Below are 20,533 nucleotides of genomic sequence, written 5' to 3'. Positions count from 1 at the left end.
CGAGGCTCAGGAGAGTGCATCGATGATCTCCTCCGCTCGGTCGACGTAGCGGTGTCGCTCACCGGTGATCCGCCGATACCCGGCGGCCGCGACCTGCGCCGCGGCATCGGGACGGCTGGTGCACCAGCCGAGGATCTCGCGCAGCTCGGCGCGATCGGAGAACAGAAAACACTCGGTCCGTTCGTCGAGTAGCTCGGCGTGCTCGTCGGTCCGTTCACCGACGAAAAGCCCTCCTGCGGCGGGTATTTCGAATGACCGGCAGGTGTGCGTATCCCGGTTGTCGGAATTGAGCAACACCAGGTTCGCGGTGATCGACGCGACGGCCGCAGCGAAACGCTGGCCGTACACCGCACCACCTACCTCGGCCGAGGTAGCGCCCAACTGCGGCACCCGCCGCCATCCCGGCCCGTGCACCAGGAACTCGGAGCCGTACTCCCGGGCCAGGTCGATCATCAGCGCATGGCGGTCGGGGCGGCGGGCACCGATGAAACCGGCCAGGAAGCGGCGCGAGCCCCGGCGGGCGCGCGGGTGATGCCAGGCTGGATCGTAGGCGCTGCGTACGAACTTCACCGCGGCCGCGCCCCGTGCGAGGAGTTCGGGCACATTGTGGCGCTTGGTGGTGACAACCAGGTCCCACGCGGATTCGTGCGCGAGATAGTCGGGGCTCGTGTTCTCCGGATTCGACGCGTCGTCAGGGCTGTAGTGCACGTGCAGGGCAGCCGGTGTATCCAGCAGGCGCCGCTGGTCCAGATGCACCGACTTGAACGCGAAGAGCATGTCGGGCTTGAATCGTGCGGCAACACTGTCGATTTCGGCGTGGATCGCCGCCGTCGTCCAGGGCGCCCGCCGACCCGCGGCCTTCGAGAACAGCCAGCTCGGCGACAGCCGCGCGGGCAGCGTGACCGCCGTGGAATCGATCACGACCACGTCGTGTCCGGCTTGCTGGAAGCCGTCGGCCAGCGAGCGGGCGTTGCTGCCCGTCCAGTCGTCACCGATGTAGAGAACCTTCACCGCACACACTCCCTGGCCGCCCGCGGTGACACGCTGTCGCCGCGCCGCTCCCGCACGATCAGCTGCCGAATCCGCAGCAAGTACCACAGCGCGACGGTGAATTCGGTGAGCACGGTGCCGTACGCCAGCGCCCACACCGAGTTGTTCTGGAACGCGACGACGAGCGCGGACGCCGCCACGCACGTGCCGATGATCGCGCCGATCAGTACGCCCGCGGTGTCCTGCCGGACGGGCAGCAGTGCGGTGATGATGAACGAGGTCACCGTCATCGCGGGCAGGATCAGCACCTCCACCCGCAGCAGCGGTATCGTGCCTGCGAATCCGTCACCGAAGATCAGCCGGATCAGCGTCGGCGCCAGTACCCACAGCCCAGCCGCCGCAATACCGGCGGCACACACGCACGCGGTCAACACCTGTAAGGCGTTGCGCCAGAACTGATCATGCGCACTGCGCCGCGCCATCCGTGGCAGGAACGCGAAACCGATGGTGTCGAGCAGGGATTGGATGGCCCGGACCAGCCGGTCACCGGCCGAGTACAGGCCGAGCGACGCCGCGTCGAGCACCGCCGCGTAAACCACCGGCGCGCCCTGCCCGTAACCGGTGACCAGCAATCGAGACGCGAATACCGGCGCACCCAACCGCAGGATCTCGCGCACCGCACGCGGTCGGGCCGGCCGCCCGAACCGGCGCCACGCGTCCACCCAGGTCGCCGCGACGGTGATGCTGGCCGACGTGAGCAGGCACAGCAGCGCCAGCGACGCGCTCGGCCAGCGCGGCAACAGCAGCACCAGCAACAGCAGATAGACGACCCGTCCGGCACCCTGATACACCGCCGACGCCCCGAACCTGCCCTGCCCGATCAGCAGCCAATCCTCCGAGATCGACCAGAAACCACCGGCGAACAGGCCCAGCAGGACCATGTGCAGCCGTGCGGGCGCCCCGGCCAGCAGGCCGACCGCGAGCAGCGCGCCGAGGCACCCGAGAATCGTCAGCCGGATCGCCAGATAGTCGCCGCGCAGCTGCTGGATTCGCGTTGCGTGCGTGCGCATTTCGGGCACCTGCGCGGCGAGGAAGGACGTGATACCCAGATCGACCACCAGCGACCCGATGAAGTACGCCGACATCCCGATCGCGAGCAGACCGAGCCCTTCGGCGCCGAGCACCCTGGCGATGATCGGCAGCGTCACCACCGTGATCAGGTACTGGCCGTACTTGCCGAAGCTGACGAAACCGATGTCACGCAGGACCACGACGAGGCCGCGCCAGCGACGCCGAGGTCGCGCGGCGGATCGGACGCCCGTGTCGTCGATGTCAACCACGGCGTGCCTCCGCTACCGAGGTCAAGAAGTCGCCTGCGATTCGGGCGGATTCGGCGATATCGAAGCTGCGGGCCCGAAGTTCACCTGCGGCAGCGAGTTCGGTGCGCAGCGCGGGATCGGCGATGAGCGTATCCAGCGCGGTGGTGAGTTGCGCCGTATCCGCACCGTCCACCAGGACACCGCTCACGCCGGACTCGATGATCTCGGCGGGACCGCCCGGCCGGGTGGCGATCACCGCGCACCCCGCCTGCATGCCCTCCACGACGACCTGGCCGAAGGGTTCGGTCAGGATCGAGCAATGCACCAGGATGTCGGCTTGGCGCAGGTAGTTTCGCGGATCGTCCACGTGACCGGTGAAGGTCACCGCCAGTCCCAGCTCGTCGGCGAGCCGCTCGAGCTCGGCCCGGTACGGCTCCTCACCGAAGAAGGTGCCACCGACCAGGAATACCTGACGCGGCGGGACTTTCACGGCCGCGAGGGCGCGCAGGAAGACCTCGTGCCCCTTCCACGGCGTCAAGCGGCCGACCATCACGACGACCACGTCGTCCGGTAAGCGTTGCGGCGCACGAGCTTCAGGCGGTTTCGCGTCGATTTCGATGCCGGGATAGACCACCGCGACCGGCCTGCGCCAGGTGATCAGCGAGCTCGCGGTCGAGTGGCTGTTGACCAGATAGCCGTCGCTGACCACCCACCCGAGCAGCCGGATGACTCCGGCCAGCCAAAGGCCGAAGTACTGGGCCGAAACCCGGTCGTGCACAGACCAGATCAGCGGAACCCGTGCGCGCCGCGCCGCGACGGCGCCCATCAGCATGGCCTTGGTGCTGCCCGCGACCAGTACTTCCACCTCGAGCCTGCGCGCCTTCAGCCCGAGTCGCAGCCCGAGCCGTACCAACCCGATGCCGCCGCCGACGAGGCGCCGGATGCCCGCTCCGTCGATCGTCATCGATCTGCTGTCGAAACCATTGGACTGCAACAGTGTTCGGATCCCGCGGGAGCGAACCCGGCGGACCATGGGGCCGCTGTCGGTGAACAGCATCACTGGTTCGACGGCCGCGCGATCGTCCAGCGCAGACAGCAGCCGCATGGTGGCGAGTTCCGCACCGGACGGCGCCGCGGTGTGCGAGAGGAACAGCGCCCGGATCATCCGCACAGCTCCGTGTACAGCGCATGGTGCCGCGCGGCGGCGGCCGCCCAGGAGAACGATTCCGCGTGTGCGCGACAACGATCGGGCGCGGGTACCGCACCGTTCAGGGCGGTGACGACGCGCGCCGCGAGGGCGTCCACGACACCGGCGGGCACGATCAGCGACGCATCCAATCCGCGCACCGCGTCGGGTAGGCCGCCGCAATCGGTGACGATCGGTGCGCGCCCGCAGGCCAGTGATTCGAGGGCGATCAGCCCGAACCCCTCCAGTGCCACCGATGGCACCACGGTGAACTCCGCCTGCTCGTACCGTGCCGCCAGCTGGTCATCGGTTACTCGCCCGTCGAAGCTGATGGAGCTCTGTAGTCCGCTCGAGCTCACCTGCGCCCGCAGTTCCGGCTCGGCGGTGCCGGTGCCGATGATCACCAGCCGGGTGCCGGGATGTGTGGACAGCACCGCGGGCCAGGCCTGGATCAGCCGGTCGATGCCCATCCGGCGCTCCAGCCGCCGGATGCACAGCACGATGCGCTCACCTGTCGCAGCGGGCCGCGGCGTCGAGGTGAATCGGTCGAGATCGACACCGGGCGCGATGATGTCGATGCGGTCCGCGGGCACTCGGTAGTCCGTCACCAGGGCGTCGCGGAAGTACTCGGACAGCACGACGAATCGGTCGGCACCGGCATAGCGGGCCCGCTCCACGAGATACTTTGCCCGCGCGATGAATTCGGGCGCACCGGCCATTCGGCTCTCCGCGGCCCATGGCCCGTGGAAGTGCACGACCAGCCGATCACCGTGTCGCGCACCGGTCATCGGAGGCCCGTACAGGCAGAAGTGACGATCGAGGATCGTGGGGCGCCGAGCGCCGCCGGGCACCCTGGCCGCGGCGCTCGGACGCGCCAGGACGGATCTGCTCGCGCGGTGCAGTGTGGAGCCGCCGGTCGCGCCCCACGATCGGCCGCCCGGCGGCGGATCGCCGAACGCAGCCGCCGATACCGTTGTGCCCGGGTGTCGCTGTAAGGCACCGAACAGATCCGTGAAGTACCGATTGAGTCCGCCCGGTTCCGATCCGAACCATTCGGCGCCGGTCATGTGGACTGAGACCGGCTCGGTGCGCGCGGTCACCTCGGTAGCCTTTCTGAGCGGCCTGGGACAGTGATCGCACGGGCCCGCACGTTCGCGCGGTGCAGGGCGGTCCGCAGCAGGCGGGTATCGGCGGCCAGTAGATCGCGGTAGCGGATGTGCTGTGGGTATTCGCCCGCGATGCGGTGATGGAAACGCAACAGCTCGATCAGTTTGCTGGCCGTCGAGGTCTGGCTGCACAGGTTGAACGTCGAATTGCGCCACGCGGCAAGGACTCCCGGCATACCGAAGAAGCGACCGAGCGAGGCGATGCGGGCAAACAAGTCCACGTCCATCGGGAACACCAGATCGCCGCGGATGCCGCCGACCCGATCGAAGTGCTCGCGCCGGAACATCGCCGCCGCGGTCGGTCCGAATTCGGCTGGCCCCGCGCGCACGATCGTCCGCACTACGGCGCCCGCGGTCTGCGCGCCCAGCAGGCCGGGCAGCCCGAGTCCTGACTCGACTACCGCACCACCCTCATCGATCACCTGGAACTTGGCCGAGCTGATGGATATCGCGGTGTCGGCCATCACCTCGAGTTGTGCCGCAAGCGATCCCGGCAACAGCACGTCGTCGGCGCACACCACCTTCACCAGCCGCCGAGTCGATCGCTGGATCGTGGCGTTCCAGTTGTCGCCGATCGGGAGCACGTGGTCGTTGCGGAAGATCCGCACCCGCGGATCGTCGAAAGACCTTGCGATGGACTGAGTCTCATCGGAGCTTGCGTTGTCGAGCACGACGAGTTCGGCATCGATGTCCTGATCGAGAATCGACCGCATGGTTGCCGCCAGCGTTCGGCCCGCGTTGTAGGCGGGGACGCAAATGGACAGGTCGGTCATCGGTCGGTTCCCTCGTTCGGTGGTGCGTATTCGGCGGACATCCAGTGGCCGGACAGCTCCGGAAAGCGCGTCTCGAGCTCCGGCAGCAGATCCGGCAAGGTCAGCAGAACGCGGTCGGGTGCGGATCGCACCAGCTGCGCGGGAGAGATGATCGGGACGTCGGTGCCGGGCATGCGTCTGCCCTGTTTGGCGGGCGACGCGTCGGCCACCGCGTGCACCAGGCCGCGGTCGATTCGGGCCAATTCGAACAGCGCGACCGCGCGCGATGCCGCGCCGTAGGCGTAAACAGAACAGCCATCGGCGATTTCGGCTTCCAGGCGACGGCGTAGCGATGTCGCGTGCGCGGTGGCGGCGGACTGTAGCCCGCCGACTACCGCTGGATCGGTGAGCCCGGCCTCCGTGGCGAGGATCCGCCGTACCGCGGCATCCGGTTCGCACGCACCGTGTACGGCCGCGATCAGCACGGTGCCGCCGTACAGCTCGAACTCCCACGCGGTCGCCGCACTCATCCCGGCCTGGTGCAGCAACCGCACCAGCGTTGTCAACGAGTAGTAGGCGAAGTGACCGTGGCGCAACGCATTCCACTGCCCTTGCCGGACGATCGCGTGCAGCGAGTGGAATTGCAGCAGCAGCACGCCGTCCGGCGCGGTGGCCTTTGCCCGCAGCGCGAACGCGCCGCGCTGGTCCGGTTCGTGCATGATGCCGAAGCAGTCGAGGACCACGTCGGCTTCCTGTTCCAGTGCCGTGTATCCGTGTTCGGCGAGGTGGGGGAGCCAGCTGCCGCCATGCGGGCTGCCGAATTCGCGCACCGTCGCACCACGTAACCACCCGTCGGACCGGACCCGGGCGACCGCCGCGGCGGCCTGGTCCCGCAGGGCGCGCGGTTCGACGCCCCGCGGTTCCGCGGTCCGGGTGTCGTCCTCGGCCAGCTGGGCCAAACCGCATGTCGCGCACAGATCCATGGCCAGGGGATGAGCGGCCTCGTCGGGGCGGACCGGCGCGTCGGCGAGCGGGAAGTCGTCGGCGGCGGGCATCCGACCCAGGTCGAGAACCCGGCGTAGGTCGCTGTCTCCGCATGCTCGGCACCCGGTCATCGGCGTCTCCCCATCGACGCGCAACGTGTGACGTGATCTGCGAACGATGGCGCGCGAGGGGTGTCGTCGGGCACGATGGCCGGGTGCTTATCGAGCCGACCGATCTCGCTGACGTCCTGGTCCTCGTTCCGGAGCCGTTCCGGGACGACCGCGGCCTGTTCACCCGCACCTTCGACGCGGTCGAGTTCGACGACCGGCTGGGTGCGCCGGGGACGGCGGCGAGGTTCATCCAGGATTCCCAATCCCGTTCGGCCCGCGGCGTGATCCGCGGGATGCACGGGCGATCCGGGCTCGGCGAGGCGAAGCTGGTGCGGTGCGCGCACGGCGCGGTGCACGATGTGCTGGTCGATATCCGGCCGCAGTCGCCGACTTTCGGACGGCAGCAAGCATTCCTGTTGGACGACAACGACTTTCGGCACCTGTACGTGCCGCCGGGATTCCTGCACGGTTTCCAGGCGCTCACCGAGGTCGCCGACGTGTGCTATCGGATCGACCGCCCGCATGATCCGGCCGAGGACATCGGCGTCGCCTACGACGATCCCGACCTGGCCATCGCCTGGCCGGAGCCGGTGACGGTGGTCTCGGCCCGCGACGCGGCCGCGGGCAGCTGGCGCGCGCTGCTCGCCGCGCTGCCGCACGCTACGCACCGATCCTGACCCGGTACAGGGAGTCATCCAGCACCCCAGCGTCTTTCAGCGTGTTCAGGCGTGCGAGACGAGTGAACTTCGGAAAGAAGGCGTCGGCGGTCAGGCCGCGCGCGAGGTACTCCCGATACAGCTCGGCCGCGCCGTCCGGCACGGTCCATTGCGCCTCGAACGCCAATTCCTCGCGAGCCTTGGTGAAGTCGACCCGGTAGGACCGCGAATCGGATCCGGAGGTACCGGCGATAACCAGCTGAGCACCGGGTACCGCCTCGACGACCGTCTGCGCGATCTCGGCCACGGTCAGGTTGTTCGCCTCCGTGCCGACGTTGTATGCGACGCCGTGGATGGATTCGACCGGTGCGACGAGGCAGCGGGCGAAGGCACGCGCGATATCTTGCGCATGCACGAGCGGCCGCCACGGCGTGCCGTCCGAGAGCACCTTCACCTCGCCGGTCAGCACCGCGTAGCCGACGAGATTGTTCAGCACGATATCGGCACGCAACCGCGGTGAGAACCCGAAAGCCGTTGCGTTACGCAGGAATACCGGGGCGAAGCCGGAATCGGCGAGCGCGAGCAGATCGTCCTCGACGCGAACCTTGCTCTCCGCGTAGGGCGTCAGCGGCCGCAGCGGCGCGTCCTCGGTGACGAGCTCATCGCCCGCCGCGCCGTACACCGAGCAGGTCGAGGCGTACAGAAACCGCCGGACCCCCGCCTCCTTGGCCAGCCGAGCCAGCCGCACCGAGGCGTGATGGTTGATGTCATGAGTGATCTGCGGCGCGAGTGCACCGAGCGGATCGTTGGACAGGGCGGCCAGATGTGCCACCGCGTCGAAGCCGACCAGCTGATCGACCGTGACGTCGCGCAGGTCCACGGCGAGCCCGGGCGGATCGTCCGGTGCCGCGCCGAGCACACAGTCGGCGAAGTAGCCGATATCCAGCCCGGCGACCTCGTGTCCTTCGGCGCGCAGGATCGGCACCATGACGGTGCCCAGATAGCCCTGATGTCCGGTGACGAGCACGCGCATCTTCACACACCTCCGAAACTTACGACGGCCTTCTCGACCAAGAACGCCTCGGCGTATTCGGCGTGGCACTGCACGCCACGCACCCGGGCCGAGGCGAGAAAGGCGCTCTCGTCGAACCAGTCCCGATCCTGTTGCGACGGATAATGTTTCAGCAACAGCCGGGCCTTCGCCTCGGCGATGCCGGGCGGCAGCGGATGAAAGAGGGTGGGTCGCGCGGTTTCGGTCTCCCACTTGAGGATCTCGTAGCCGAGCACCAGCTGATCCCGAAACTCGGTGGGCACCAGCTCGGCGAGCAGCCGGTGGTCCTGGTGGGCGTCGCCGCGATGCGGGGCGAACACCAGATCCGGCTCGCCGCGGCGGCGCAGGGCGGCGACCTCGTCCTTGACCCGATCCCAGTGCGCGGGCGCGCGACCGTCGGGCACGTCGAGCACCGTGAGTTCCAGTGTCGCGGTGCCGCAGAACGCCTCTAGTGCCGTGCGTTCCTCGTCTTCTCGGCGGGTGCCCGCGCCACTGAGGACAAGCGCCCGAACCACCAGCCCCGGAATACGGTCCACCAGGGTCAGCAGCGTGCCGCCGAAACCGATGGCGATGTCGTCGCAGTGTGCGCCGAGCACCGCTATCTCGGTGATCCGTTCGGGCAGTAGTGCTTTCACGACACCGCCTCGAAGGCGTCGCTGCCCTCCCAGATCATCCACGGCCGGTCGCCGCGGTGGTAGCCGTCGTCGAGTTCGGCGCGTTCCTTGAAGGTGTCGGCCGGTTTCCAGAAGCCGAGGTGCTGGTAGCCGAAGAGCCTGCCCTGGCTCGCCAGGGTGCCGCAGGCGTCTTCGACCAGATCGCCGCCGGGTGGCAGCAGTTCGAACACCTCCTGGGTCAGCACGAAATAGCCGCCGTTCTCCCAGATCGGTAGTTGCGCAACGGGTGTGATGTTCTTGATCTCGCCCGCGGCGTTGATGTCCACGCAGTGGAACGACGACTGGGGTGGGACGATCAGCATCGACGCGGCGGCGTCGGTCGCGGTGAACTTGTCGATCATCAGGTCCAGCGGCGCATCGGTGAGGACGTCGGCGTAGTTCGCGAGAAAGTACTGCTCACCGGCCAGGTGCCCGCGGACCCGGCGCAGCCGCTCGCCGATGGCGGAGTCGACGCCGGTGTCGACGAAGGTGATGGTCCAGTCGCTGATATCGGACTGCAGCAGCTCGACCTGGCCGTCGCGGATGACGAAGTCGTTGGAGACCGACTCCTGGTAGGTCAGGAAGTAGTTCTTGATGTGGTTGGCGCCGTAGCCCAGGCACAGGATGAAGTCCTTGTGCCCGTAGTGCGCGTAGTAGCGCATCACATGCCAGATCAGCGGGCGTGGGCCGACCATCTGCATGGGTTTCGGGATGACGTCGTCGGTGCCGTTGCGCATGCGCATGCCGTAGCCACCACAGAACAGGACAACCTTCATGAGAGCTCCGCGCGACGCAGGGTGGGCAGTGGGTAGACGAGTTCGCCACCCCAGTCGCCGATGTGGCGCAACTGGGCGGTGATCTCGTTTTCGAGATTCCAGGGCAGGACCACCACGACGTCGGGTTTGTCGGCGTCGATGCGTTCGGGTGGATGGATCGGAATCCGGGTACCGGGGGTGAATCGCCCGTGCTTGTACGGGTTTCGGTCCACCGTGTACTCGAGCAGGTCGGTGCGGATACCGCAGTAGTTGAGCAGGGTGTTGCCCTTACCCGGTGCGCCGTAGCCGACGACGCGTTTGCCCTTTTCGCGCGCGTCGAGCAGGAAGCGCAGCAGGTCGTGGCGGACCGCCTCGGTGCGCGGGCGCAGCGAGTGATACCCGCTGATGTCGTGCAATCCGGCCGCGGCTTCCTCCGCCAGCGCCGCGGCGACCCGGCGACCAGGTAGCGCGACCGGTTCCGGCCTGGCCCAGATCCGGAGCGAACCGCCGTGGGTGGCCAGGCGTTCGACATCGACAACGGCCAAACCGGCTGTCGCGAGGGCGCGCTGGGCCGAGAGCACCGTGTAGTACTGGAAGTGCTCGTGATAGATGGTGTCGAACTGACCGAGCCGCACCAGATTCAGCGCGTGGTGCACCTCGATGGCCAGCCACCCGTCGGCGGTCAGCAGCTCGCGCAGCGATCGCGTGAAGCCGAGCAGGTCGGGAACGTGAGCGTAAACGTTGTTGGCCACGACCAGATCGGCGGGTCCGTGCTCGGCGCGGATCTTCGCGGCCAAGTCCTCGTCCAGGAACGCGGTCACAGTCGGCACGCCCCGCTCGAGCGCCGCCGCACCGACGTTCACCGACGGTTCGATGCCGAGGCACGGGACGCCTGCGGCGACCACATGCTGCAACAGATACCCGTCGTTGCTGGCCACCTCGACCACCAACGAGCGCTTGCCGAGTTCGAAGCGGGTAATCGCCTGATCCACGAAGGATTTCGCGTGCCGCACCCAGCTGTCGGAGTAGGAGGAGAAGTAGGCGTACTCGGTGAAGGTGTCCTGCGGCGTGATGAGGGCCGGGATCTGCAGTAGCAGACAGTTCGGACACACCCGAAGATGTAACGGGTAACTCACTTCAGCAAGATCGAGTTCATCTGCTGTTAAGAAACGCTCACAAGGTGGACAAGCGCCCAAATCAAGCACACTCACCGAACTCGACTCACATAGCCGACAAATCACGCGCGTACTCCACTCGGATCGACCGAACCGGAAACTGCCGACGCCGGAACAATTTCCTCCTGAGCTGCAACGAACAAATCAGGCGCCGCCGGACATGCTCACACGATTCGGGTCGATAGGCAATACTTGTACCTGCAATTTACAGGAATTGGCATACTTCCAGCAACGCTCACGCATCCGGGGACCCTCATCACCCTGCGATGCCTCGCGCAACTCTAACCGCATCCAAACCAACGGGCAATAGGTATGTTTCACCCCTGGTAGACGCCCACCTTGGTAACGATCACTGCTCGAAAGTCTCGCTCTTAAGTTCTATCTGGAATCAAAGCTTCAATGGAGGTGGTTGGACTAATCGGTCAAACCAGTGGCCAGGGAGTTTTTCGCAAAGCCATAGCTATCGACTCTGAATGTGATGTGCATCGCAGTGGATTCCACGCCGTTCTCATCCCCTCGAGGATCTGCAACACTCGCTTCGCGGTTCTGTTCATAAGCAATTTTCCGCTGCCGGTCGGGGAAGGATCTTCCGTCACACTCGGGAGTCAGATGTCGCTGCGATCTTGGTTGCCAGGACCTTTATCGCTGTGCTTGTCGATGAAATAGGAACGTGTCCATGCGTTTAGATATGCGCAGGTCAGGCGTTGTTGTTGGACCGCCTTCGGCCGCTCGTCGTGGCCGGCGCCCCGAGTACGTCCGCGTGTTGCGCGCCACGGACTTCGCCGTCGTCGGCGTGACAGTGCTTGTGGCGCATCTGATTCCGTCGTCCACCGCGGACGTGTTGGGGTCCGGCGTGCCGCACGTCGCGCTGACCGTGAGTATTGTCCTGGCGTGGCTGGCCTTTCTTCAGCTGTTCGACGCCCAATCGCCGCAGGTAGTGGGTGCCGGGGCCGAGGAATACCGGCGGGTGCTGTCGGCGACCCTGTACCTGTTCGCGCTCATCGCGACCGCGTCAGTCGCCTTCCGGCTGGATGCCACTCGCGAGTATCTGGTGGTCGCCCTGCCACTCGGGCTACTCGGCCTGCTCGGCGCTCGCGCATTGTGGCGCAAGTTGTCCACGTACTACGGCCTCGGTGTCCGGCAGCCCATCTCGGTCCTGGTGGTCGGCAATCGTGCGGCCGCACAGGCGGTCACGTCGGCCTTCGCCGGCGATCCGGCGTCGAGTTATCAGGTCATCGGGGTGTGCACGCCGGATCCGGCCGGCGCCGATGCGCGCGATATCGATGCCGCGGGTCGTAGTGTGCCGACGGTCGGCGATCTCCGATCGGTGCCCGCGGCGGCATTTCGGACCCGCGCCGATGCGGTCGTGGTGACCGGGGGCGATGTGTGCGAACCGGACGACTTCCGCAGGCTCGCATGGGATCTCGAAGAGCTAGGCGTCGAGCTCATGGTGGCGCCGGGGCTGGTCGACATCGCCGGGAACCGGATGACCAGGCAGTCGGTGTCCGACATGACGGTGCTGCACATCGGCAAACCCAGGCACCCGCACGCGCAGTCCCTGGGTAAGACCATCTTCGATGTGTGTTTCGCGGTTACCGCGCTCGTTGCCACCGCCCCGACGTTGCTCGCCATCGCGTTGCTGATCAAACTCACCAGTCGAGGCCCGGTGTTCTATCGCTCCGAGCGGATCGGCATGCACGGCAAGCCATTTGCCATGATCAAGTTCCGCAGCATGTACATCGACGCGGACGAGCAGGCGGCCGCGCTGATCGAGAAGTCAGGCGGCAATCCGGTCTTCTTCAAGCTCGAGCACGATCCGCGTATCACGCCGCTCGGCCGTACCCTGCGCAAGTACAGCCTGGACGAGCTGCCCCAGTTCCTCAACGTGCTGCGCCGGGAAATGAGCGTGGTCGGCCCACGACCCCAGGTGCAGCGCGAGGTCGACGCCTACGATGACATCATGCGGCGACGGCTGCTCGTCAAACCCGGAATCACCGGGCTGTGGCAGGTCAGTGGCCGATCGAACCTGTCACTGGAGAGGTCCATGCGGTTGGACGTCTTCTACGTCGACAACTGGTCGATGCGACTGGACCTGGCGATTCTCGCCAATACGATTACGACCGTGGCCAGCGGCGACGGGGCCTACTGAGATGCATGATCTGTGGAAGGCGTTGCCGGAGTGAGTGATTCCAGTACGGCGGCAGGCGCCGGTCGGATCCGGATACTGGTCGAGAACGGTGAGTACGCGCTGCGCAATCGGGGTGACATCGCGATGATGGCGGTCACCGTGCGGCGATTACGGGAACGCTGGCCGGACGCACACATCGGGATGCTGACCGAGCAGCCGCGGTTGCTGCGGGCGCTGCTGCCCGATGCGGAGCCGATCCACCCCGGATCGGACAGGCCGTGGGAGAACGACGGACGATTCGCGCGGGCTGTCGGGGTGACGTTGACCGGGCCTGCGGCATTGCACTGGCGGGCAGTTTCGGATGTGCCGAAGGAGCGACTGCGTCGGCTTCGTGACGCCTTTCGGACCGGCGGCGGTAGTGACCTCGCGTCGTCGTCGGACCCCGATCTGCCGCCGGTCCCGGCTGCGGTCGAGCAGGCGGACCTCGTGATCGCGCAGGGAGGTGGATATCTGACCGACATCGACTTGTATCAGGCGCATCGCACCCTGAACCTGCTGGAACACGCTATCTCCCTGGGCATTCCGACGGCAATGATCGGACAGGGCATCGGTCCGATGCGCAACGCACGACTCCTGCGACGAGCGGCGGCCGTGCTGCCGGGTGTCGACGTCATCGCCCTGCGCGAGGGTCGGCGCGGACCAGGACTTCTCGCCGATCTCGGGGTGGCACCCGAGCGAATCCTGGTGACCGGTGACGACGCGGTCGAATTCGGTCACCACCTGCGCCGCGCCGATATCGGTACCGATATCGGCCTGAGTCTGCGAGTCGCGGACTACTCGAAGATCGGCGCGCCGACCCGCGCGGTCCTCGGCTCCGTATTGCGCACGTGTGCCAGGGATTTCGACGCGCCACTGGTGCCGCTGATCATCTCCGAGTACGACTCCGAGGATCGCCGTGCAACGCAGCCACTGCTCACCGGCGCCGCCCGCACCCGCCCCGCCGTGCGCCGGAACGGCACGCCCGAGGATGTAGCACGACAGCTCGCACACTGCCGCATCCTCGTGACCAGCACCTACCACCTCGCGGTATTCGCACTGTCCCAAGGCATTCCGGCGATTGGGCTTTCCTCTTCGCAATACTATGACGACAAGTTCCACGGCTTGGCGGGCATGTTCGGCACCGGCCTGCGCATCGTCCGCCTCGACGACCCCGCACTCGAGCAACAGCTGACCCGCGCCGTCCACGAGCATTGGGCGGCAGCGCCAGAACTTCGTGATCCGTTGCGGCACAAGGCGACCGAACAGATCGCGGCAGGCCGTACCGCCCTGGCGCGGATCTTCGACCTCGTCGACGGTGGACCTGTCACTATCCGTTGAGCGGACCGTTTCCTTTCGATCACCGCGCATTCTGGTCATCCTTTCGTGACGGCGCTCGTGGAGGACGAGCGGAACCGCGAAACGAGGGGACCAGCAATGCCCGACGATATTCGGATCGAAACCGACCAGCGCAGCGCCACGGGAGGCACGCCGCCGCCGTCCAGGCCACCCCTGTTGACGAGCGCGACCCGCCACATCGACAAAGCTACGTTGGTTCCGTTGAACGTAGAGGTGCCACAGTCCGGTCAGGTGCTGGCGAAGTCCGGGTTCGTCGGTCAGCTCGGATTGCGGTCGGGTGAGGTCGACGCGGTTCGTGCGTTGCTGGGAACGGCGGACGACGCCGTTGCCGCGGCCGCGGTTCCGTCGACGGTAGGGGAGGGGCAACGCGACGCGATGCTGACTCTGCTCGGCTCATGCGAGGATAGGGCCCAAAACCGGCCGTGGGCAGACGATTTCGCGGAAGTGCCGGTGTCCGGGTTGCTGGCGTTCGGGCACGCGCTGGTCGCGGTGCGCCGCGAGCAGGTCGAGGCGGCGAGCCCGGCGGAGCTCGAGGACGCCCGGACGTCGCTGGCCGCCGCGATGGCGGCGACGCAGGGATTCGCGATCGTCACCGCCGAGACCCCGTTGGGCATGCTGAACCTGGAGCGGCTGGAGATGACACCGGCCGGAATGGAACGCGGTGAGCTGGTCGCGACGGTGCCGTTGGCACCGCTGGAGGAAACGGCCGTCGTGCACAAAGAGTGGTCGGTACAGACGAAGGAGTTCACCTCGATCGTCACCGACTCGCTGGAGGAATTCAGCGAAACCGGCGTCACCGACAACACCGAGCTGGCGCAGTCGACGAGCTCGCAGACCCAGCACTCGAACCAGTTCAACGTCACCGGGACCGTCTCCGGCGGTATCCCGGTCATCTCGGGTTCGGCCAGCAGCGGATTCACCTCCCAAGGCTCGGAGTCCACGTCAGCAAACGACAGCAGGAAACACGCCAAGACCCTCACGGAGAAGGCGTCCAGCCGGTCCAAGCAGGAACACAAGGTCACCATTTCGACGACGACGGTGACCGGCACGGAGATGTCGACCACGCGGAAGGTGCGCAATCCCAGTGCCACCGAACCGATGCGGATCGACTACTTCAGCATGATGCGCAAATGGCAGGTCCGGCTGTACCGATACGGTCTGCGGCTGACCTACGACATCGTCATTCCGGAACCGGGTGCGGCGATGCGCGCGACCTACAAGCAACTGTCCGAGTTGCGGGAACGGCTGGGGCCCTTCGATTTCCCGGTGACCCACGACGAGATCACCGAAGCGGTCCGGCCGGGTGAGACGCAGCCGCACTACCTCGTCTTGGCCGACCGCTACGACGCGCAAGGCTTGTCGCTTCCGCCGGCCTCGCTCGAGCCACAGACGTTCCGGGTCGAGTCGGGTGGTGGCGAGGGACGGACCTCGGCGACGATCAAGCTGACCGTGCCGAACGGGTACGAGATCGTGGACGTGACCCTGGCCGGCCGGATGACCTCCTACTCGGGCCATCTCGGTCAGTTCACCGTCGAGGGCACCTCGGTCGATTTCGAAGAGAAGTTCGGCAACAAGGCATTTCCGCCCGGCTTCGTCTTGCAGCGCGACACCGGCGGCGCCTTCCTCCAAGGTGCGACCGGGTCTCCGACGGTCGTGCTCACCTTCGACTGGGTTTCGACACAGACATTGCAGCTCACCGCTCGGTTGCGGCCGCTCGGCCGCACCTACCAGCAGTGGCAGATCGATGTGTGGACCGCGCTGTTCAATGCCGCGCAAACGACGTACTTCGCCGAACAGCAGGACATCGCGGCCAGGGTCGCGGCGCTGGAAGAGCGGCTGAACAAGGTCGACACCCTGACGCTGCGCCGGGAGGAAAGCGACGAGATCATGAAGGGGGTCATTCGATTCATCGCGGGCCAGAGCTACCGCTACATGTCCGCGGGCGCCGAAACGGCATTCGACAAAGCCGCCCTCGACAGCAACGGTGCTAGCCGAGCCGAGTACGGCATCGGGTTCGTCGCCAATGAACTGAAGATCGCTGATACGGATATGGCCGCGGTCCGCCAGCACGAGCAGATCGTGCGAATGATCAACCAGGCCATCGAGTGGGAGAACGTGGTCAGCTTCCTGTACTCCTATTTCTGGGATACCCCGAAGAGCTGGGACTTCATCCGCGATATCCAGCATCCCGACGCCACCAGGCAGGCGTTTCTGCGGGCCGGTGCGGCACGGGTGGTGCTCACCGTGCGCAAGGGTTGGGAGGAAACCTGGCTCCGGTTCGCCGAAAGTGGTTTCACCAACCCGAAATTCGATCCCGACGTCAGGTATCTCAAGATCGCCCAGGAGATCGCGGCCTACGATGACCGCAACTACCCGGGCCTGCCGCCGGCCAACCCGGCCCGCACCGCGACCCGGCTGCAGGACTCGGTGTACGCGGCGTCGGCCGCGGTGCTGCGGGCGAGCGAGAGTCCGGTCACCATCAAGGTCGACACCACGTCCGGGTTCGTGGTCGGGGAGCCCGTCGTCATCGACTCGGCGGACAAGCGCAACGCCGAAAAGGCGGTGATTCAGGAATCGCAGCTCGTCACGTCGATCCTCGACTCGAACCGCCTGGTCGTCGCGAAACTCAAATACGACCACGACGGCTCGGCCATCCCGTTCGCCGTCGTCCAGCCGGGTGCGAAGGGCGCGCTGATCGCCGAGTGGAACGAGTACACGCCCACGTCGGGCACCGATATCGAGGTCGGCAGCGACCTCGGCACGATCGCCTGACGGGAGCCGAGATGGACACGCCGCCGACAGCCCCTGCGCCAGGGGTGTTCCGTCCGCCGCCGCCCGTGCCGGGCAGTCTCGACGCTGCCCGGCAAGCGGGCCGCAAGATCGGTGTTGCCTATGGCGAGTTCGATTCCGCGGTAGAGGAATTCATGTCGCGGGTCAACTACCACGGGGCCTGGGGTGCCTATCGCTCGGAGTGGGAGAAGGAGAAACCCGAGCGGAAATTGAAAGTACTCCTCGAAATGCAGCACGAATACGACGCCTTGCCGAAGTTGCCGCCGACCACCAGCCTTGCCATGGCCAAGGCGCTACGCGAAGGATTCCGTGAGGGTGCCAAAAACGGTTACGAGGCAGCGCGTTTCGAGGCGCTGGTGGTCTGGGTCTTCTGTGAGTTCGCCAAGGATTACGCCCTCGCCAGGGCAGCCGTTCCCAGCGTGCATCATATCGGCGCGGCGGCCTCGTCCGCACGAGACTGCACCGCCCACACCGCGTCTCGGGCCATCCTCGAGATGACCGGCGTCGAGGTGTCCCCGGAGAAACTGGTAGCCCGCTTCGGCATACCCACCGAATCCGTCGACACCGGCTACCGGGTTGCGGTTGCCTACGCCCGAAGTTGGTTCGAGCGACTCGGTTTTCGTCTCAGCGACCTGCTCGATTTCGAACAGGCTATTCGACGCCGGGCGGTCGGCCGCTACGCCGTGTTCTTCCAGGGCAAGGGGCATGTCGTATTCGGTGAGATCACCGCGACCGAAGTGCGGCTCATCGATGACCAGAGCAAGGTGGTGTATCGATCGGTCATCGAGGCGCAGAACGGGACCGGCTACCAGATCGGTGGCGCCTACAAGATCGAGTCGGTCGCGATACCGCAGTGAACTGGGGTTACTGCGGTCGACCAGGGCGTGCTGAGGTGACTGCCCTGTTCGGCGACCACCTCGACCGTGGCCTGCAGCAGGGCGTCGCGGCGGTCGACACCGGCGCTACCGAGGGGCCGCGCTGGTTGCCACGACCCCGTCGAGTTCGATTGCTACGCGCCGGTCGACGACCCCGTTACGCTGCGCTGACCGTGCACTTACGCCGAAGGGACTAGCCTCGGCGAGTGGTGGCGCGGAAGAGCCCTCGCAGGTGGCCGAACATGCTGTGCCCCAAGGTGATATCGAAACCGTGGAGGAAGCAGTGGTTGCGGCTCGGCTACACATCAGCACAGAATTCCCCGCACTGCTCGAACGGATCGATGCGCTCGGCGAGTCCGTCGAAGCAAACGCGGCGGCGGCCGACAAGCTCGGCAGGCTGACCGACGACACCGCACAGTCGTTGCTGGCCACGGGGATCGTCCGCGCCGGTCTGCCGGAGAATCTCGGCGGTGACGAATTCTCCCCGCGCCAGTTGATTCAGACGATCGAGCGGCTCAGCTACTACGACGCGGCGGCCGGATGGACGATGATGGTGCTGCAGATGGTTACCGGCAGCACCGCGGCCTACCTCGGTGCCGAGGCGGCCGCCGACCTGTTCCCCGATGTCCCGGCGGGTGCGCACGCCTTGCTTTCCGGCCATGGCACCCGGCCCGGCCGGGCGGTCCCGGTGGACGGCGGCTACCTGGTGAGCGGCGAGTGGCAGTTCGCCTCCGGGATGGCGCTGGCCACCCACATCCACAGTGCGATTCAGGTCGAGGGGACCGGCGAGCCTCGAATACTGGCGATGCCCAAGTCGCAGGTAAATCTGGTCGACAACTGGGACGTACTCGGCCTCCGTGCGACGAGCAGCATCGACTATCACTGCACCGATGTGTTTGTCCCGCAGACACATACGTATCCCGCGACGACGATGGTCCCCGCCAACGGCGGCGCGATCTATCGCATCGGCGTGGTGAACATGTCCGCGATTGTGCACACCGGCTGGGCGCTCGGTGTCGGTCGGCGGCTGCTCGACGAAATGAAGCTCTACGCGTCGAAGAAGTCCGGCACATTCCATGCCGCCGTCGACACCGCGCAGTTCCACGCCGCGTACGCGAAGGCCGAAGCCACGCTGCGCGCGGCACGCGCATGGGTGATGGAGGTCTGGCAGGGGAACGAAGAAACCCTCGACGCCGGTGCGCCGCTGAGCACCGAACAAGAGACGCTGATCCGGCTGGTACTCAACCACACCACATGGACCGCGCACGACGTCGGCCAGACGGTGCACCGCTGGGCCGCGACGACGGCGATCCGGCGCGGTCCGATCGACCGGTTCCTCCGCGATCTCGGCACCGGCTCCCAGCACATCACCTCGGGTCCGGTGGTCCTGCAGAACTGCGGAAAGTGGCTCAGCGGAGCACAATCGGGAGCGCACTGGGAGTTCCTCGACCTGGTCGAGTGATCGGGCAGTGGTCGTACTGCCATCGACCAACTCGACTCAGGCCGGGTCCAGCGGCTGGATGGCGGCGAGCTTGGCCGGGTCGGTGACGATGTGGATGGCGGTGATCCGGCCCTCGGTGACCGTGAATGCGATGATGGAGATCGGGGTTCCGTCTGCGCGCCAGGACATTTGGCCGGGGAGGCCGTTGACCAGCACGGGTCGGTGGCGTGCGACCTCGCCGCCGAACAGGCGAGCGCCGGAGGCGACCGCGGTGGCACCGAGCTTGACGATCACGCCGTCGGCGGTGTCGACGGTCAGCTTCACGTTCGGGTCGAGGACACGCAGCAACGCTTCGAAATCACCGCCGAGGGCGGCGTCGCGGAATGCCTGGACGACCTCTCGGTGCTCGCGATCGGTGCTCGCCGACCGGTCCGTGCTGCGCACCTTGCGGCGGGCCCGGCTGGCGATCATCTTGCTGGCATCGGCGGATTTGCCCAGGATCTGGCCGATTTCGTGGAACGGGACCGCGAACATGTCGTGCAAGACGAACGCCAGCCGTTCACTCGGGGTGAGCGAGTCGAGCACGACGAGCAGGGCGAGTCCGACCGAATCGGCCAGCGCCACTTGCTCGTCCGGCGCGGGAGCGTCATCGGGAGTTACCACGAAGTCCGAAAGCTCTGGGTCATAGGTAGTTTCGGGGTGGGCGTGGCGAGAGCGCAAGAGATCGAGGCTGATTCGGCCGACCACGGTGGTCAACCAGCCCGCCAGGTTGGCGATGGTTGCCGCGTCCTGGCGGACCAGGCGCATCCACGCTTCCTGGACCACGTCCTCGGCATCCGCGTGCGAGCCCAGCACGCGGTACGCGACGGCGCGCAGCCGATCGCGCTGGGCTTCGAACGCCTCGGTCACCAGATCGGATGGGGGAGTGGTCACGGCTGACGCTGCTCACGGAGCGAGATCTGGTTGCCGTCCGGGTCCACCGCCTCGACGCGGATCCCGAACGGGTAATCCTCGGGTTCGGAAGAACTCCAGCGCGCGGTCTTGATCGGTGACGTAGATCGTCGCGTACATGATGTTGGTCAGCATCGTGTTCTCCATCAGTCGTAA

Annotated in this window: 18 protein-coding genes; 6 read left to right on the top strand and 12 right to left on the bottom strand. The window is 66.5% G+C overall.

Features of this window, described 5'->3' with window-relative positions:
* Positions 1-6: 6 nt before the first annotated feature.
* From ACQPW1_RS28610 to ACQPW1_RS28585, 6 genes are all read right to left on the bottom strand, one after another.
* The gene (locus ACQPW1_RS28610) at positions 7-1,011 is read right to left on the bottom strand and encodes a CgeB family protein (RefSeq protein WP_433654763.1); all 1,005 of its coding nucleotides are present in this window, start codon (positions 1,009-1,011) and stop codon (positions 7-9) included.
* Entirely contained in the window at positions 1,008-2,261 is a 1,254-nt protein-coding gene (locus tag ACQPW1_RS28605; protein WP_433665359.1) for a lipopolysaccharide biosynthesis protein, read from the bottom strand. The genes ACQPW1_RS28610 and ACQPW1_RS28605 overlap by 4 nt, the downstream gene beginning before the upstream one ends.
* Before the next feature lie 61 nt (positions 2,262-2,322).
* A complete protein-coding gene (locus ACQPW1_RS28600; RefSeq protein ID WP_433654761.1) occupies positions 2,323-3,474 on the bottom strand; it encodes a glycosyltransferase family 4 protein in 1,152 nt (383 codons plus the stop codon).
* A complete protein-coding gene (locus ACQPW1_RS28595; RefSeq protein ID WP_433665358.1) occupies positions 3,471-4,562 on the bottom strand; it encodes a glycosyltransferase family 4 protein in 1,092 nt (363 codons plus the stop codon). The genes ACQPW1_RS28600 and ACQPW1_RS28595 overlap by 4 nt, the downstream gene beginning before the upstream one ends.
* Before the next feature lie 29 nt (positions 4,563-4,591).
* On the bottom strand, positions 4,592-5,434 hold the full coding sequence (locus ACQPW1_RS28590; protein ID WP_433654759.1) for a glycosyltransferase family 2 protein: 843 nt from the start codon (positions 5,432-5,434) through the stop codon (positions 4,592-4,594).
* Positions 5,431-6,528, bottom strand: coding sequence for a class I SAM-dependent methyltransferase (locus ACQPW1_RS28585; RefSeq protein WP_433654756.1), 1,098 nt, complete (start codon positions 6,526-6,528; stop codon positions 5,431-5,433). Before ACQPW1_RS28585 ends, ACQPW1_RS28590 begins: the two co-directional genes overlap by 4 nt.
* Before the next feature lie 83 nt (positions 6,529-6,611).
* Here ACQPW1_RS28585 and ACQPW1_RS28580 point away from each other — a divergent pair, with 83 nt between their 5' ends.
* Positions 6,612-7,184 (top strand): dTDP-4-dehydrorhamnose 3,5-epimerase family protein, encoded by a 573-nt coding sequence (locus ACQPW1_RS28580; protein WP_433654754.1) that lies wholly within the window; start codon positions 6,612-6,614, stop codon positions 7,182-7,184.
* Here the strand turns inward: ACQPW1_RS28580 and ACQPW1_RS28575 are convergent.
* The 4 genes from ACQPW1_RS28575 to ACQPW1_RS28560 are packed head-to-tail and all read right to left on the bottom strand — an operon-like array spanning position 7,168 to position 10,863.
* The gene (locus tag ACQPW1_RS28575; RefSeq protein ID WP_433654752.1) at positions 7,168-8,196 is read right to left on the bottom strand and encodes an NAD-dependent epimerase/dehydratase family protein; all 1,029 of its coding nucleotides are present in this window, start codon (positions 8,194-8,196) and stop codon (positions 7,168-7,170) included. The genes ACQPW1_RS28580 and ACQPW1_RS28575 overlap by 17 nt on opposite strands.
* Positions 8,197-8,198: 2 nt before the next feature.
* Positions 8,199-8,849, bottom strand: a complete 651-nt coding sequence (locus ACQPW1_RS28570; RefSeq protein WP_433654750.1) for a PIG-L deacetylase family protein — start codon at positions 8,847-8,849, stop codon at positions 8,199-8,201.
* Positions 8,846-9,643 carry a glucose-1-phosphate cytidylyltransferase gene (locus tag ACQPW1_RS28565; RefSeq protein ID WP_433654748.1) on the bottom strand — a complete coding sequence of 266 codons (798 nt, stop codon included), beginning with the start codon at positions 9,641-9,643 and terminating at the stop codon, positions 8,846-8,848. Before ACQPW1_RS28565 ends, ACQPW1_RS28570 begins: the two co-directional genes overlap by 4 nt.
* Positions 9,640-10,863 (bottom strand): methyltransferase domain-containing protein, encoded by a 1,224-nt coding sequence (locus ACQPW1_RS28560; protein WP_433654746.1) that lies wholly within the window; start codon positions 10,861-10,863, stop codon positions 9,640-9,642. The genes ACQPW1_RS28565 and ACQPW1_RS28560 overlap by 4 nt, the downstream gene beginning before the upstream one ends.
* A gap of 694 nt (positions 10,864-11,557) precedes the next feature.
* Here ACQPW1_RS28560 and ACQPW1_RS28555 point away from each other — a divergent pair.
* From ACQPW1_RS28555 to ACQPW1_RS28535, 5 genes are all read left to right on the top strand, one after another.
* Positions 11,558-12,946, top strand: a complete 1,389-nt coding sequence (locus ACQPW1_RS28555) for a sugar transferase (protein ID WP_433654744.1) — start codon at positions 11,558-11,560, stop codon at positions 12,944-12,946.
* Between the two features lie 30 nt (positions 12,947-12,976).
* The gene (locus ACQPW1_RS28550) at positions 12,977-14,302 is read left to right on the top strand and encodes a polysaccharide pyruvyl transferase family protein (RefSeq protein WP_433654742.1); all 1,326 of its coding nucleotides are present in this window, start codon (positions 12,977-12,979) and stop codon (positions 14,300-14,302) included.
* 96 nt (positions 14,303-14,398) lie between these two features.
* A complete protein-coding gene (locus tag ACQPW1_RS28545) occupies positions 14,399-17,092 on the top strand; it encodes a hypothetical protein (RefSeq protein ID WP_433654740.1) in 2,694 nt (897 codons plus the stop codon).
* Between the two features lie 11 nt (positions 17,093-17,103).
* Complete coding sequence (locus ACQPW1_RS28540) at positions 17,104-17,967, top strand: hypothetical protein (protein ID WP_433654738.1); 864 nt, start codon at positions 17,104-17,106, stop codon at positions 17,965-17,967.
* Between the two features lie 250 nt (positions 17,968-18,217).
* Complete coding sequence (locus tag ACQPW1_RS28535; RefSeq protein ID WP_433654736.1) at positions 18,218-19,447, top strand: acyl-CoA dehydrogenase; 1,230 nt, start codon at positions 18,218-18,220, stop codon at positions 19,445-19,447.
* 36 nt (positions 19,448-19,483) lie between these two features.
* Here ACQPW1_RS28535 and ACQPW1_RS28530 read toward each other — a convergent pair whose 3' ends face one another.
* On the bottom strand, positions 19,484-20,359 hold the full coding sequence (locus ACQPW1_RS28530; RefSeq protein WP_433654734.1) for a sigma-70 family RNA polymerase sigma factor: 876 nt from the start codon (positions 20,357-20,359) through the stop codon (positions 19,484-19,486).
* Between the two features lie 12 nt (positions 20,360-20,371).
* Positions 20,372-20,524, bottom strand: coding sequence for a hypothetical protein (locus ACQPW1_RS28525; RefSeq protein WP_433654732.1), 153 nt, complete (start codon positions 20,522-20,524; stop codon positions 20,372-20,374).
* Positions 20,525-20,533 lie beyond the last annotated feature (9 nt).

This window comes from Nocardia sp. CA-128927 (assembly GCF_050955855.1).
Taxonomy (GTDB): domain Bacteria; phylum Actinomycetota; class Actinomycetes; order Mycobacteriales; family Mycobacteriaceae; genus Nocardia.
This window is presented reverse-complemented; position numbering and strand designations above follow the sequence as displayed.